This window comes from Burkholderia aenigmatica, from assembly GCF_048627025.1.
GTDB lineage: Bacteria > Pseudomonadota > Gammaproteobacteria > Burkholderiales > Burkholderiaceae > Burkholderia > Burkholderia aenigmatica.
The window spans coordinates 142,075-157,358 of the sequence record NZ_CP184468.1 but is presented as its reverse complement, the minus strand read 5'-3'; the positions used below and the strand labels follow the sequence as shown (position 1 = coordinate 157,358).

The window sequence follows — 15,284 nt, the reverse complement described above, 5'->3', positions numbered from 1 at the left end:
GAGTCCGATCCCCGATTGGGCAACCGCCATCATCAGGCTTGCGGGAATCATGTCGCGCTTCAAGGCAAGCGTGCGTTAGCCGTTTGAGGCCAGCCCTGCCCGCCGCCCACCAAGAAACGCAAACACCACCCCCGCACACAGCACGGTAACAACCGCCAACCCGACCAACAACCGCTCGAACGCATGCGTGTAACTCGCGAGCAGCGCCGCATGCCCGACACCCGGCAGCGCAGCCGCCGCACCCGCGAGATCGCCGGTCGCGAGCCGCGCAGCCGCACGCAGCGTCGCGTCCGGCGTGCCGGCAGCGCCTGCCGCCTGCGTCAGCCCCGTCCGCGCGAGCGCAGCCAGCACCGCCCCGACGATCGCGAGCGCGATCCCCTCGCCGGCCACGCGCGTCGTACTGAAGATCCCGGTCGCCATCCCGGCACGCTCCTTCGGCACGACGCTCACCGACAGCCCGTCCATCAGCCCCCACGGCATGCCGGCCCCGACGCCGATCGCCAGCATCGGCCCGATCGCCGCGGGCCCCGCGCCGCCGCGCAGCGCGACGCCCAGCCACACGAGCCCGGCCGCCGCGATCAGGAGCCCGAGCCCCGAGATCACGCCGGCCGAAAGCCAGCGCGTGAGCGTCGCCGCGACGAGCGGCACGACCAGCATCGGCGCGGAAATCGCCAGCATCAGCCAGCCGGCGTCGATCTCGCTGAAGCCGTCGATGCCGATGAAGCGCAGCGGCAGCACGACCAGCAGCACGATGTAGCAGCAGCAGGTCGACACCGGCAGCACCTGCACGCCGACGAAGCGCGCGATCCGGAACAGCGACAGGTCGAGCATCGGCCGCGCGACCCGCGTCTCGATCATCACGAACGCGCAGGCGCCGAGCGCGGCACCGGCCAGCAGCAAGATCACGAGTGTGCTCGACCAGCCGCGCGCGGGCGCCTCGATCACGCCGAACGTGAACAGCGTCAGCGCGGCGGTGAACGCGGTCGTGCCGGGCCAGTCGAGCCCCGTCGCGTGCGGGTCGCGCGACTCGTGCATGCGCGGCAGCCCGACGCCGAGCGACAGGACGCCGGCCACCGCGCTCGTCACGAAGATCGCGCGCCAGCCGTAATGCCCGATCAGCGCGCCGGCCAGCACGGGCCCGAACGCGAGCCCGATCCCGAAGGTCGTGCCGAGCAGGCTGAACGCTCGCGTGCGCGCCGCGCCGTCGAACTCCTGCGCGAGCGCGGCCGTGCCGCCCGCGAGCGCCGCGGCCGCCGCGAGCCCCTGCGCGGCGCGCAGCAGGTCGACCGCGAGCATCGACGGCGCGAACGCGAGCGCAACCGACATCAGCGTGAAGCCGCCAACGCCGATCGCGAACAGGCGCTTGCGGCCGAACTGGTCGGCCAGCGCGCCCGCCGCCATCAGGAAGCTGCCGAACGCGAGCATGAACGCGTTGGTGATCCAGTTCATCGCGACCGTGCCGCCGTGCAGGTCGCGGCCGATCGCGGGCGTCGCGACCGCGCCGCCCGAAAACGACAGCGGCAGCGCGACGGCGGCCAGGCAGACGGCGGCCAGCACCCACGCGCGCCGGCGTGCCGACTGAGCCGAAGCGGCTGAAAAAGGCTGATCCATCATCGCTCCTCGAAAAGCCGGCGCGGATGCGCCGTCAGAGCGACAGACGATAAATCCGATTCAATCGGCGAAAAACCACGCAAAGCTCCGGATATAACGGACTAGAATTCCGCAATCTACTCAGCTACGCGCCGCGGGCGCACGCGCTTCGAATCGATGGAAAACCTCACCGGCATCGTCGCCTTCGTCCGCACCGCCGAGGCGTTGAGCTTCGTCGCGGCTGGCCGCGCGCTCGGCATCTCGGCGTCGGCGGTCGGCAAGACGATCGCGAAACTCGAGCAGTCGCTCGGCGTGCGCCTGTTCAACCGCACGACGCGGCGCGTCACGCTCACCGACGAGGGGCGGCACTTCTACGAACGCTGCCAGCGGATCCTCGAGGATTTCCGCGATGCGGAAGCGACCGTGACGGCATCGGCGCAGCGCCCGCGCGGCAAGCTGCGCGTGAGCCTGCCGGTGATCGGCTACCGGTTCCTGCTGCCGGTGCTGCCCGAATTCCGGCAGCGCTACCCGGACGTCGAGCTCGATCTCGACTTCAACGACCGGATGGTGGATGTCGTCGAAGGTGGCTTCGACGCAGTGATCCGCAGCGGCCCGCTATCCGATTCGAGCCTGATGTCGCGGCGGCTCGGCCCGTTCGCGTTCGTGCTGTGCGCAACGCCCGCCTATCTCGCGCAGGCCGGCACGCCGCGCGCGCCGCGCGATCTCGAAGCGCACGAATGCGTGCGCTACTGCTTCCCGACCACCGGCAAGCTGCAGGACTGGGCGCTCGCGGCCGACGACGGCACGCCGCTGAAGCTGCGCACCGCGATGACCTGCAACAACATGGAGGCCCTGCGCGGCACCGTGCTCGCAGGGCTCGGCATCGGCTACATGCCCGACTTCCTCGCACGCGACGCGCTCGAAACAGGCCTGCTCGTCACCGTGCTCGACGACTACCGGATCGCGCCGGGGCAGTTCTCGATCGTGTGGCCGTCGAGCCGGCAGCTGTCGCCAAAGCTGCGCGTGCTCGTCGATTTTCTGTGCGAGCGGCTGTTCAAGTAGCTGCGGACGGACGCGTCGACCGGCGTCCAACACGCCGCCCGCACGGCTCGATGGAACGCCGCCGTGCGGCAGCAACCCGCGCGCACCGTTCCGAGCCGTTCCACTCCGTTCAGTCCGCCCCGATCCGCTCCGCTTCCGCCTGCGGCAACAACGCGTCACTGTCGTCCTTCAGCCCGACGCCCGTCAGTCCGAGCCGGCGCGCGTGCGTCATCAGGTAATGCAGCTTGTGCGCGGCCCCCGCGTACGGCAGCCCTTCAGGCCGCACGTTCGAGATGCAGTTGCGCAATGCGTCGTGGCACCCGACTTTCGGCGCCCAGGTCAGGTACACGCCGAGGCTGTCCGGCGAGCTGAGCCCCGGCCGTTCGCCGATCAGCATCGCGACGACCTTCGCGCGCAGCAATTCGCCGATCTCGTCGCCGAGCGCGACGCGCGCCTGCGTCGCGACCACCACCGGGCCGATCCGCCAGCCGTCCGCATCGAGCCGCGGCCTTATGGCCTGCAGCAACGGCAGCGCCTGTTTCGCGGCCGCGAACGCCGACAGCCCGTCGCCGACCACGAACACGACGTCGGGCCCATCGCCGCTCACCGCGTCGCCGTGCGCAGCCAGCAGCGCGCGCCCTTCATCCGACAGCTTGCGGCCGAGATCCGGCCGGCGCAGGTAATGGTGACGATCGGGCGCGGCACTCTGCACGCCGAGCGTCGCAAAGCCGGCAGCATCGATCTCGCGCCGCAGCGCGTCCGCATCGAGCGGCTGGTGCACCGCATCGCGCGCCTGCGCATGCGACAGGTTGAACGCGAGCAGCGGCGCGGTCGGCAGGCTGTTGCCCGCGCGGCCGAGCGCGATCCGTGCATTCGTGAACGACTTCAGCTGCGCCCACGGGTTCTTCTCGACGGCGTCGCTCATGCCGAAATCCCCATCCAGTCGTTCGCGCCCGCGAGCAGCGGCACGCGCGACGTCGCGGCGCGCAATGCGCCGTGCGCGTCGGCGATCTCCATCGTCTCCAGCCACTCCTCGAATTCGGGCGCGCGGCGCAACCCGAGCACTTCACGCACGTACAGCTGATCGTGGAACGACGTGCTCTGGTAGTTCAGCATCACGTCGTCCGCGCCCGGAATCCCCATGATGAAGTTGATGCCGGCCACACCCAGCAGCGTCAGCAGCGTATCCATGTCGTCCGAGTCGGCTTCCGCGTGGTTCGTGTAGCAGATGTCGCAGCCCATCGGCACGCCGAGCAGCTTCCCGCAGAAGTGATCCTCGAGCCCCGCTCGGATGATCTGCTTGCCGTCGTACAGGTATTCGGGCCCGATGAAGCCGACCACCGTGTTCACGAGGAATGGCTCGAACTTGCGCGCGACTGCATACGCGCGCACTTCGCAGGTCTGCTGGTCGACGCCGAAGTGCGCATTCGCCGACAGCGCGCTGCCCTGGCCCGTCTCGAAGTACATGAGATTGTTGCCGACGGTGCCGCGCTTGAGCGACAACGCGGCCTCGCGGGCCTCACCGAGCAGCGCGAGCGAGATCCCGAAGCTCGCGTTCGCCTTCTCGGTGCCCGCGATCGACTGGAACACGAGATCGACCGGCGCGCCCTTCTCGATCGCCGCGATCGTGTTGGTCACGTGCGTGAGCACGCACGATTGCGTCGGCACGCCGTAGCGTTCGCGGAAGCCGTCGATCATCGCGAGCAGCTTCACGATCGCCGCGAGGCTGTCGGTGGCCGGGTTGATGCCGATCATCGCGTCGCCGCAGCCGTACATCAGCCCGTCGAGCATCGATGCGGCGATCCCCTTCACGTCGTCGGTCGGGTGGTTCGGCTGCAGCCGCACCGACATCCGGCCCGGTAGCCCGACCGTGTTGCGAAAGCGCGTGACGACGCGACGCTTCCGCGCCGCCGCGATCAGGTCCTGGTTGCGCATCAGCTTCGATACGGCCGCGACCATCTCGGGCGTGAGGCCCGGCGCGATCCGTTCGAGCGCCGCGCCGTCGGCCGCGGGCGACAGCAGCCAGTTGCGGAAATCGCCGACGGTGAGATGCGAGATTTCCGCGAATGCCTGCGCGTCGTGATCGTCGACGATGAGGCGCGTGACCTCGTCGTCTTCATACGGGATCACCGCTTCGTTCAGGAATGCCTTCAGCGGCACGCCCGCGAGCGCGATCTTCGCGGCGACGCGCTCCTCCTCGCTCGCCGCCGCGACACCAGCGAGCTGGTCGCCGGAACGCAGCGGGCTCGCCTTCGCGAGCAGCGTCTTCAGATCCGCGAAACGGTACGTGCGCGGACCGATCGTCTCCGTATAGGACATCTGCGAGTCTCCTCCTTGCCAAAAGCCGACGGCGCGCCCGTTCGACGGGGCGCGCCGGATGCCATCAGAAACGGCCCTTCACTTTCATCCCGCTCACTCCTCCAGCAGCACGTCGCCCGGCGCACTCGCACGCTGCGAACGCGTCGCGAGGAAATACGCGTAGCCGAACGCGAGGAAGCCGACGAACACCAGCGCGACCAGCCCGTTGAAGTAAATCATGGTCCCGAGACAGACGAGCGCAGCCAGGATCGCGAACGCCGGGAAGATCGGGTACAGCGGTGCGCGGAACGGCCGTTCGAGATTCGGCTGCGAGCGGCGCAGCTTGAACAGCGACGCCATGCTCACGATATACATCACGATCGCACCGAATACCGACATCGTCACGATATTCGCGGTCAGCGTCTGCCCGCCGAACTGGATCAGCTCGTCGCTGTAGATCGCCGCGATGCCGACCACGCCGCCCGCGAGGATCGCGCGGTAAGGCGTCTTGAAGCGCGGATGCACCTTCGCGAGCCATTCGGGCAGGTAGCCTTCGCGGGCCAGCGCGAAGATCTGGCGCGAATAACCGAGAATGATCCCGTGGAACGACGCGACCAGCCCGAACAGCCCGAGCCACACGAGCATGTGCATCCAGCCGCTGTTCGCGCCAACGATGTACTTCATCGCCTGCGGCAGCGGGTCGTTGATGTTCGCGAGCTTGGTCCAGTCGCCCGCGCCGCCGGCGAACACCATCACGCCGACCGCGAGTGCAACGAGGGTCAGGATCCCGGCCACGTACGCGATCGGAATCGAGCGCTTCGGGTTCTTCGCTTCCTCGGCGGCCATCGCGACGCCTTCGATCGCGAGGAAGAACCAGATCGCGAACGGAATCGCCGCGAACATCCCGTGGAACGCGCCCACGCTGAAATGATCGGCGCCCGACCAGCCGCCCTTCATGAAGTTGCTCCACGCGAAGCCCGGCGACACGACGCCCATGAACACCAGCAGCTCGAAGATCGCGAGCAGCGTGACGACGAGCTCGAAGGTCGCTGCGATCTGCACGCCGACGATGTTCAGTGCCATGAACACGAGATACGCGCCCATCGCCGCATGTTTCGGCTCCAGCCCCGGAAACTGCACGTGCAGGTACGCGCCGATCGCGAGCGCGATCGCGGGCGGCGCGAACACGAACTCGACGAGCGTCGCCGCGCCGGCGAGATAGCCGCCGGTCGGGCCGAACGCACGACGCGCATACGCGAACGGGCCGCCCGCGTGCGGGATCGACGTCGTCAGCTCGGTGAAACTGAAGATGAAGGTCGTGTACATCGCCGCGACGAACAGCGCGGTGACGACGAAGCCCAGCGTGCCGGCGCTCGCCCAGCCGTAGCTCCAGCCGAAGTATTCGCCGGAAATCACGAGGCCGACCGCGATGCCCCACAGTTGCCAGGTCCCGAGCGTCTGCTGCAGCGCGGGCTGGCTGGACGACTTGGCGCCGGCGGCGGGCCGGCCATTCGACTCTGCTTTCATCGGACTCTCTCCTCAAAGGCGCCGGGCCTGCCGGCCTGCGCGACTGAGAATCGATGCTAGAGAGTCATTAAACGACGTGTTATCGAAATTCGGCAAAGATCGCGGCTGACATTTCGCTGACGGAAACGCGGACGCGGCGCGACGGACGAAGCCGATCGGCAAGGCGCCCGCGCGCAGCCGGATACGCCGTTGCGGCCTGTGCCGGTTCCGGCGGAGTGGTCGTACGCATGCGAGACGACGCGCGAACGGACGCTGTCGCGTGCCGTTCGCGCGCCATGGCATGCAAGCGCTCGCGCGTGCAGCACGATCCGGCCGCACGACGCGACCGGACGGCTGCGCGAGCGTGGCATTACTGCCCGCCGCTGCGCTGGTTGAACCAGCGGTCGAGCAGCTTGCCGGCCGCTTCGCGGCCGCCGAGGCCGAACGACAGCGCCACCGCCACCGCGATCGCGCCGAGCACGAGGCCGAACGCGAGCTGGACGATCTCGTTCGCGATGCCCATCGCGCGCAGCCCCATTGCGAACACGAGGCCCAGGATCGCAAATTGCGCGATGCGCGCGAACAGTACGCTGTGCTCACGGTCGGCCTGCTCGATCACGCGGCGCGCGAGGCCCGCGAGCCACACGCCGATCACGAGGATCACGCCGCCCATCAGCACGTGGCCGCCGAATTCGATGAACAGCGTGACGACGTCGCGCACCTGCGAGAAGCCGAGCCGGTTCGCGGCTTCGACCGACGCGAACAGCATCGCGAAGAACACGATCAGCCGCGCCACCAGCACCGACGGCTGCAGGATTCCCGAGAACACGCGCTCGACGCCGAGCACGGCCGGCAGCCCGTCAGCGCCCGCGGCTTCCAGCAGCTTCTGCGCGAGCGACGCGACGAAGCGCGCGAAGTAGAACGTCACCAGCACGATCACGATCGCCGCGACGATGTCCGGCACCGCGCCGAGGAACTGGTTCAGCATGTTGGTGGCCGGCACCGAGATCGCGTCGATCTTCAGCGCGTCGAGCGCGGAGATCAGCGTCGGCACGAACACGAACACGTAGACGATCGTGCCGATCAGGCTCGACACGCGCACGGGCGTCGGGCTGTCGAGGCGCTGCGTGAGGCGGTCGGCGCCAGCGGCAACCAGCAGGTTCGTCACGAGGCCGCGCAGCACGCGCGCGACGATCCAGCCGACGATGCCGATCACCGCGGCCGCGAACAGGTTCGGCACGATCGCGAGCAGCTTGTCGACCATCCCCTGCACGGGCGACAGCAGCCCCGACAGCGCGAACGACGCGAGGATCGCCGGCAGGAACATCAGGATCACGAGCCAGAACAGCACGTCGCCGAGATAGCCGCTCATCGGCTGCATGCCGGCGCCTTCGGACAGCTTGTCGTCGATCTTGCTCGCCTTCAGCGCGCGGTTCGCGAGGCTGCGCAGCAGCGACGCAATGAGCCACGCGATCAGCGTCAGCGCCGCGCCGCCGATCAGGTTCGGCAGGTAGTTGACGATGTGCGTGACGAGCAGCGAGAACGGATTGGAGACCGCGTACAGGTTGAGCACGTTGAAGATGCCCACCGCGGTGACGAGCAGCACGAGCCAGAACAGGCCGCCCGCGATGATGCGCTCGACATAGGCGCCCTGGCCGGTGCTTTCGTTGATCCGCTGATCGACCTTCAGCGCGCCGAGCAGGCGCATCGCGCCGGCCCGCACCACGACGGCGATCAGCCAGCCGATCACCAGGATGCCGATCGCGCCGGCGATCTTTGGCAGATACCCCCCTAGCGTGGTCTGCAGCGACGTGATGAAGCTGGAAGCATCCATTTCTTCTTCTCCCGAAAACGTGGTGTTGCGATTGAACATCGACGAACTACCTGCGTACTTCGAAAAGCGTGCTGCCCCGACGGAGCAACTTACCCGAGAAAAATGACGCGATCACCCGATTTCACCGTCTTTAACTTTAGTCATTGATCGCAGAGGGACAAGACCCTATTTCGTCAAAATAAAAAGGGCCTGAATTGTCGCCACCTACGCATTTCCGCAAGATTTATCAATTCGGGCCGTGCTACCGTGACGTTGGTTCCTGCCCGGACACGCCGATGACCGTCGAAACGAAGCCCGATCCGCCCGCCTGGATCCGCTACGCGGCCAGCGTGGCGCGCGTCCACGAGTACATCCGCGCGCACCTCGACGGCCCGCTCGACCTGAACCGGCTCGCCGAAGTCGCATGCCTGTCGCCGTATCACTGGCAGCGCGTCTATCGCGCGCTGTACGGCGAGTCCATCGTGCTGACGGTGCGGCGGATGCGGATCGTGCGCGCGTCCGAGGATCTCGTGTGCACGACGCGGCCGATCGACGAGATCGCACGGCGCGCGGGCTACGATTCGACGCACGCGTTCGCGCGGGCATTTCGCGACGCATACGGCGTGCCGCCCGTGCAGCACCGGCGCACGGGCAGCCACCGGCCCATCTATCCGCTACAACGAGGAGAAGAAGACATGTTCAAGCATGAAGTCGAGATCCGGCGATTGCCGGAGTTGCATGGCTATGCCGTGGCGCACACCGGGCCGTACCTGAAGGTCAGCGACGCATTCATGCGAATCGGCGCGTGGGTCATGCAACAAGGGCTGATCGGCCCGGGCGCGAAGATGATCGGCATCTACTACGACGATCCGGACACGACGCCCGAAGCGCAGTTGCGCGCGAAAGCCTGCTTCATGCCGGCCGACGGCGCGCCGAACGTCGAGCCCGCGCCGCCGGTGGAGCGCGCGACGGTGGCGGGCGGCGAATACGCGGTGCTGCTGCATACGGGGCCGTATGCGGACCTGAAGGCGGCCTACCAGTGGCTCTACGGCGACTGGCTGCGTCACTCGGGCCGCGAAGCCGCCAACGCGCCGCCGTTCGAGCTGTATCTCAATTCGCCGATGGATACCGCGCCAGCCGATCTGCGCACCGAGCTCTACTTGCCGCTGCGCTGATCGACGGGCCGTGCGCCGGCCCTGAAACGAAGCGCGCCGGCCGGCGTTCCCACGCCGCCGGCGCGAATGCGCGGACAAACTGACTTAAGCAGCCTGCGTCCCGCACCCGGGACAAAACCGCGCGTCGTCCGCCAGCGCCGAGTGGCAGCGGCTGCAGGACTTGCCGCGTTGCGCGGCACCGCACTGCGCGCAGAAGCGCGCATCGGTCGCATTGAGCGCGCCGCAACCCGCACAGGCGAGCTGGCTCAGCGGCACGTTGCCGCCCTGCCCGCTTCGACTGTCGGCCGGCGCCTGCCAGCCCCAGCCGTGGCGATCGCGGCCGCGCGCATCGTGGCTGCCATGCCCGTCCTGACGCTGCGCGCCATGATGCCCGCCACCGTGGCCGCTGTTGCCGTGCCCGCCGCCATGACCACCGCCGTGGCCGCCCAGGATTCGTTTCAGAAAGCTCATCGCCTGCTCCTCAACGCTTGGCCTGCGCGCCGCCGAACGCCCCCGAGGACGACAGCAGCCGCAAACCGTTGGCCACGACGATCAGGCTTGCGCCCGCGTCCGCGAAGACCGCCATCCACATCGTGCCGAGCCCCGCGACCGTGAGGCCGAGGAACACGATCTTCACGCCGAGCGCGAAGCCGATGTTCTGCACCAGTACGCGATGCGTCGCGCGCGACAGCCGCACGAACGCGGGAATCTTGCGCAGGTCGTCGTCCATCAACGCGACGTCGGCCGTCTCGATCGCCGTGTCGGTGCCCATCGCGCCCATCGCGAAGCCGATGTCGGCGCGCGCGAGCGCCGGCGCATCGTTGATGCCGTCGCCGACCATCCCGACCGCGCCCGCGCCGCCGGCCGCCAGTTCCTCGACCGCCGCGAGCTTGTCTTCCGGCAACTGGTTGCCGCGCGCGTCGTCGATGCCGGCCTGCTGCGCGATCGCCTGCGCGGTATGCGGGTTGTCGCCCGTCAGCATCGCGGTGCGAATGCCGAGCGCGTGCAGATCGGCGATCGCTTCACGGCTCGTGTCCTTGATCGTGTCGGCCACCGCGAAGATGCCAAGCACGCGCGCTTCGTCGACCAGCACGACGACGCTCTTGCCCTGCCGCTCGAGCGCATCAAGCTTCGCTTCGAGGGCCTTCGAGCAGCGCTCGAGTTCCTCGACGAGCCGGTGGTTGCCGAGCCAGTAGCGCGTGCCGTCGATCGTGCCGCGCACGCCGCGCCCGACGATCGCTTCGAAGTCCTGCACATCGGCGAAGGCTGTTGTGCCGGCGTCGCGCGCGGCAGTTGCGATCGCCTGCGACACCGGGTGATCGGAACGCGCCGCAAGGCTCGCACCGAGGTGCCGTACACGTGCCGCATCCGCGTCGGTCGCATGCAGGTCGAAGTCGGTCTGCACCGGCTTGCCATGCGTGATCGTGCCGGTCTTGTCGAGCGCGAGCCACGCGAGCTTGCGCCCTTCTTCCAGGTACACGCCGCCCTTCACGAGAATCCCGCGCCGCGCCGCGGCCGCGAGCCCCGACACGATCGTCACCGGCGTCGAGATCACCAGTGCGCACGGGCATGCGATCACGAGCAGCACCAGCGCGCGGTAGATCCAGTCGTGCCACGCACCGCCCATCACGAGCGGCGGCACGACCGCGACCAGCAGCGCGACCGCGAACACGATCGGCGTGTAGACGCGTGCGAACTGGTCGACGAAGCGTTGCGTCGGCGCCTTCGCACCTTGAGCTTCTTCAACCGCGTGGATGATCCGCGCGAGCGTCGAGTTGGCCGCGACGGCCGTCACGCGATATTCGAACGAACCCGATTCGTTGATCGTGCCCGCGTACACGGCGTCGCCGGTCGTCTTTTCGACGGGCAGGCTCTCGCCGGTGATCGGCGCCTGGTTCACCGTCGAGCGGCCCGCGACGACTTCACCGTCCAGCCCGATTCGCTCGCCCGGCTTCACGCGTACGACTGCGCCGAGCGCCACCTGCGCGGCCTCGATCGTGCGCCACGACCCGTCGGCGTCCTGCACGGTCGCGGTGTCCGGCGCGAGTTGCATCAGGCCCTGGATCGCATTGCGCGCGCGGTCGAGCGACTTCGCTTCGATCAGCTCGGCAATCGTGAACAGCACCATCACCATCGCGGCTTCCGGCCACTGGCCGATCGCCATCGCGCCCGTCACCGCAATGCTCATCAGCGCGTTGATGTTCAGGTTGCCGTTGCGAATCGCGATCCAGCCCTTCTTGTACGTGGTGAGCCCGCACGCGAGCACCGCCGCGAGCGCGAGCGCCGCCGACAGCCACACGGGCAGGCCGGCCCAGGTCGCGCCTTCGGATGCGATCGCGGCGACGCCGGCCAGCGCCAGCGGCCACCACGGCTTCGCGGGTGCGTCGGCAACGCGCGCGGCCGGCGCGCCGGGCGCTGCTGCCTCGGGCGTCATGCCGAGCGAGCGGATCGCGCTTTCGATCGCCGGCTGGGCGTTCGGCACGTGCTCGACGGTCAGCATCCGCTGCATCAGGTTGAATTCGAGCGCCGACACTTCGCTCATCCCGCCGAGCTTCTTGCGGATCAGCGTTTCCTCGGTCGGGCAGTCCATCTGCATGATCCGGAACGCGGAGCGCACGTGGCCCGACGCGGTCGCCTGCGCGACCGGCAGCGGCGCGAGCGTCAGCGCGGCAGGCGCGCAGCAGTCGCCGGCCGCGTGATCGTGGTCGTGGTCGTGGTCGTGGTCGTGACCGGCATGGTCGTGCGCGGCGCTGCCGTGTGCGCAGGCGGCGCCATGGACATGGCCGTCGCCGTGCTCATGCTCATGCTCATGCTCGCGCGCATGGTCATGACCATGGTTGTGGTCGTGTTCCTTACCGCTGCCGTGGCTGCAACCGGCGCCGTGGACGTGACCATCGTCACGCCCCACGTGCCCGTGATCATGTTCATGATCGTGCGCATGGTCATGACCATGATCGTGGTCGTGTTCCTTACCGCTGCCGTGGCTGCAACCGGCGCCGTGGACATGACCGTCGTCACGCCCCACGTGCCCGTGATCCTGTTCATGATCGTGGTCGTGGTCGTGGCTATGGACACGCGACTGAGCGCCGCGCGCTGCGGCGACCTCGCCGTGCGCGTGCTCGCCGGCCGCCGGCGCCGCATCGGCGACGGTGGCCGTATCCGTATCGTGCGCGTCGGCGCAGCACGGAGCGGCGCCGCCGGCATGACGGTGTCGTGGGTCGTGGGTACGCTGGGCGTCGGTCATGACAACCTCCTCAATGGCTAACGGTGTAGAGTTAACACCCTGAAGCCACTACAAGGTCAACCCTTACACGGGAGAAAGGCATGAAGATCGGCGAACTGGCCAAAGCGGCCCGCTGCACACCCGAGACGATCCGTTTCTACGAGAAAGAGGGTCTGATGCCGGATGCGGAGCGCACCGACTCGAACTACCGCAACTACACCGACGTGCACGTCGAGCGGCTGCGCTTCATCCGCAACTGCCGCGCGCTCGACATGGCGCACGACGAAATCCGTGCGCTGCTGCAGCTCACCGACACGCCGGCCGACCCGTGCGACTCGATCAATTCGCTGCTCGACGAACACATCGGGCACGTCGATGCGCGCCTCGCGGAACTCACGCATCTACGCGACCAGCTCACCGAATTGCGCCGCCAGTGCGTCGGCGAGCATTCGGTCGAGGATTGCGGCATCGTGCACGGTCTCGCGACGATGGAAACCGTCGCCCCGGCTGCGAAGCGCTCGCACCTCGGCTGAAACCCTTGTGGAATATGATAGTTTGGCTGAGAATAGTTATATTCTTACTAGATATGTCATAACTATTCATGTCCACTAGCCGTCCGTCCCCACTCGCGCTGGCCGTCCTCGCGACGCTCACCGAAACGCCGATGCATCCGTACGGGATGCTGCAGCAACTGAAGGCTCGCGGGTACGACGAAGTCGTCAACGTGCGGCAGCGCACGAGCCTCTATCAGACGATCGACCGGCTGCTGCGCGACGGGATGATCGCCGTGCACGACACCGAGCGCGACGGTGCGTTTCCGGAGCGCACGCTGTATGCGCTGACCGAAGCCGGGCACACGGCCGGGCAGGCGTGGCTGCATACGCTGCTCGCGGAGCCCGCGCGTGAATTCCCGGCATTCGGCGCCGGTCTCGCGTTCCTGCCGCTGCTCGACGCGGAAGATGCACGCCATCAGCTCGAGCTTCGGATCACCCGGCTCGACGCCGAGCGCGAGCGCCTCGAAACGCTGCGCGCCACCGCGCAGGCCGATCAGGTGCCGCGCCTGTTCCTGCTGCAGAACGAGCACGCGCTCGTGCTGCTCAATGCCGAACTCGAATGGGCCCGCAGCGTCGTCGAACACCTGAAGATCGGCGCGCTGCGCTGGGTGAATGGTTGACGGGTCGCGCAGGCCGATCCACACGAACCAGGGGGATCGGCCCCGTTAAAGCACCTTGCCGGGATTCAGGATGCCGAGCGGATCCAGCGCGGCCTTCAGGCGTCGCATCAGCCCGATTTCCGCGTCGCTGCGCGTGTGCGCGAGATAAGGACGCTTGAGCACGCCGATCCCGTGCTCGGCCGACACCGAGCCACCCATGTCCCGCACCACCGCGTACACGCAGTGATCGAGCGCGTCGAGGTCCGCGTCGGTCATCCCGGCCAGCGACACGCCGATATGCACGTTGCCGTCGCCGACATGGCCGAAGAACAGACACGTGACGTCCGGCCAACGCGCCCGCAACGCCGCCTCGCAGCGCTCGGCGAACGCGCCGAGCTCGCCGGTCGGCAGACTCACGTCGAAGTTGACGAGATGCGGCAGCGCATCGATTGCAAGGCCTTCGCGCAACGTCCACAGGTCGCGCGCCTGCCGCTCCGACGTCGCGAGCACCGCATCCTCCACGAGCCCTGCGTCGAACCCCGCCGCGAGGCCGGTTTCCAGCGCATGATGCGCGTCGCCGCCCGGCGCGCTCGTCGCGCATTCGATCAGGATCGCGAAGCCATCGTCGCCGACAAACGGCGCCGAAACACCCGGCGTGTGTCGTGCAACGTAGTCGTAGAACGCCGGCCACATCGCCTCGAAGCTGACGACCTCCGGCAGCATGCGCACGCGGTTCCACAGCGCGACCACCGCGTCGTAGTCGCGCACGCGGCACAGCGCCGTGGCCGGCGCGGCCAGCAACGGATGCAGCCGCAGCACGGCGCGCGTGACGACGCCGAGCGTCCCTTCGCTGCCGATGAACAGCTGCTTCAGGTCGTAGCCCGCGTTGTTCTTCAGCATCCGGTTCATCGACGACACGACCGTGCCGTCCGCGAGCACGGCCTCGAGCCCGAGCACCTGCTCACGCATCATCCCGTAGCGGATCGCGCGCGTGCCGCCCGCGTTGGTCGCCAGCATGCCGCCGATCTGGCATGAGCCGCGTGCACCGAGATCGACGCCGAACGTGAAACCGGCCGCTTCCGCGGCTTCCTGCACCGTCTGCAGCGGCGTTCCCGCGCGTACCGTCATCGTGCCGGCCGCCGCATCCAGCGCTTCGATACCCGCGAAGCGTTCCATCGACAGCACGACCTCGCCCCCGAGCGCGACCGCGCCGCGCGCGAGCCCCGTCAAACCGCCCTGCGGCACGACCGGCTGGCCGAGCCGCGCGCACAGCGTGAGCGTGCGCGACACGTCGTCGACGCTGCGCGGGCGCACCAGCGCGCGCGGCCGCACGCCGGCCGGCTCGTTGTACGCGGTGAAGTAGCGCGGATCGATGTCGGCCGCGCGCGTGACGAGTGCATCGCCGAGTTCGGCGACGAGCACGGCTTCGAGTGCGTCACCCGACAGCGATGCGCCGCCCTGTTCGCCACCCGCGGCGGCCGTGTTCCGGTTCTGCATCGCGCGGCC

11 protein-coding genes and 1 pseudogene are annotated in these 15,284 nt (G+C 68.3%); 4 read left to right on the top strand and 8 right to left on the bottom strand.

Annotated features, from left to right (window positions below; genetic code table 11):
- Window positions 1-96: 96 nt before the first annotated feature.
- A pseudogene (locus tag ACN8ZM_RS00710) lies at window positions 97-1,611 on the bottom strand (MFS transporter); the annotation flags it as partial.
- A gap of 156 nt (window positions 1,612-1,767) precedes the next feature.
- Here ACN8ZM_RS00710 and ACN8ZM_RS00705 point away from each other — a divergent pair.
- Complete coding sequence (locus ACN8ZM_RS00705) at window positions 1,768-2,652, top strand: LysR family transcriptional regulator (RefSeq protein ID WP_043184950.1); 885 nt, start codon at window positions 1,768-1,770, stop codon at window positions 2,650-2,652.
- 109 nt (window positions 2,653-2,761) lie between these two features.
- On the opposite strand, the gene eutC is transcribed toward ACN8ZM_RS00705, so the two are convergent.
- The 4 genes from eutC to ACN8ZM_RS00685 all read right to left on the bottom strand — a co-directional run bounded on the left by eutC (window position 2,762) and on the right by ACN8ZM_RS00685 (window position 8,269).
- A complete protein-coding gene (gene eutC / locus ACN8ZM_RS00700) occupies window positions 2,762-3,556 on the bottom strand; it encodes an ethanolamine ammonia-lyase subunit EutC (RefSeq protein WP_420210396.1) in 795 nt (264 codons plus the stop codon).
- Entirely contained in the window at window positions 3,553-4,950 is a 1,398-nt protein-coding gene (locus ACN8ZM_RS00695) for an ethanolamine ammonia-lyase subunit EutB (RefSeq protein WP_043184942.1), read from the bottom strand. Before ACN8ZM_RS00695 ends, eutC begins: the two co-directional genes overlap by 4 nt.
- A gap of 93 nt (window positions 4,951-5,043) precedes the next feature.
- Window positions 5,044-6,456, bottom strand: a complete 1,413-nt coding sequence (gene eat, locus ACN8ZM_RS00690) for an ethanolamine permease (protein WP_043184940.1) — start codon at window positions 6,454-6,456, stop codon at window positions 5,044-5,046.
- Window positions 6,457-6,805: 349 nt separating this feature from the next.
- Window positions 6,806-8,269, bottom strand: a complete 1,464-nt coding sequence (locus ACN8ZM_RS00685) for a mechanosensitive ion channel (protein WP_089449663.1) — start codon at window positions 8,267-8,269, stop codon at window positions 6,806-6,808.
- Window positions 8,270-8,544: 275 nt separating this feature from the next.
- Between ACN8ZM_RS00685 and ACN8ZM_RS00680 the strand changes: the two genes are divergently transcribed.
- Window positions 8,545-9,423, top strand: a complete 879-nt coding sequence (locus ACN8ZM_RS00680) for an AraC family transcriptional regulator (protein WP_420210395.1) — start codon at window positions 8,545-8,547, stop codon at window positions 9,421-9,423.
- Window positions 9,424-9,507: 84 nt separating this feature from the next.
- On the opposite strand, the gene ACN8ZM_RS00675 is transcribed toward ACN8ZM_RS00680, so the two are convergent.
- Together ACN8ZM_RS00675 and ACN8ZM_RS00670 are read right to left on the bottom strand one after the other, a co-directional pair.
- Window positions 9,508-9,873, bottom strand: a complete 366-nt coding sequence (locus tag ACN8ZM_RS00675; RefSeq protein WP_205824758.1) for a zinc ribbon domain-containing protein — start codon at window positions 9,871-9,873, stop codon at window positions 9,508-9,510.
- 10 nt (window positions 9,874-9,883) lie between these two features.
- On the bottom strand, window positions 9,884-12,646 hold the full coding sequence (locus ACN8ZM_RS00670) for a heavy metal translocating P-type ATPase (RefSeq protein ID WP_420210394.1): 2,763 nt from the start codon (window positions 12,644-12,646) through the stop codon (window positions 9,884-9,886).
- 80 nt (window positions 12,647-12,726) lie between these two features.
- Here ACN8ZM_RS00670 and cadR point away from each other — a divergent pair, with 80 nt between their 5' ends.
- On the top strand, window positions 12,727-13,158 hold the full coding sequence (gene cadR / locus ACN8ZM_RS00665) for a Cd(II)/Pb(II)-responsive transcriptional regulator (protein ID WP_011350541.1): 432 nt from the start codon (window positions 12,727-12,729) through the stop codon (window positions 13,156-13,158).
- Window positions 13,159-13,226: 68 nt separating this feature from the next.
- Window positions 13,227-13,799, top strand: a complete 573-nt coding sequence (locus ACN8ZM_RS00660; RefSeq protein WP_420210393.1) for a PadR family transcriptional regulator — start codon at window positions 13,227-13,229, stop codon at window positions 13,797-13,799.
- A gap of 45 nt (window positions 13,800-13,844) precedes the next feature.
- On the opposite strand, the gene ACN8ZM_RS00655 is transcribed toward ACN8ZM_RS00660, so the two are convergent.
- Window positions 13,845-15,275, bottom strand: a complete 1,431-nt coding sequence (locus tag ACN8ZM_RS00655) for an FAD-binding oxidoreductase (RefSeq protein WP_420210392.1) — start codon at window positions 15,273-15,275, stop codon at window positions 13,845-13,847.
- Window positions 15,276-15,284 lie beyond the last annotated feature (9 nt).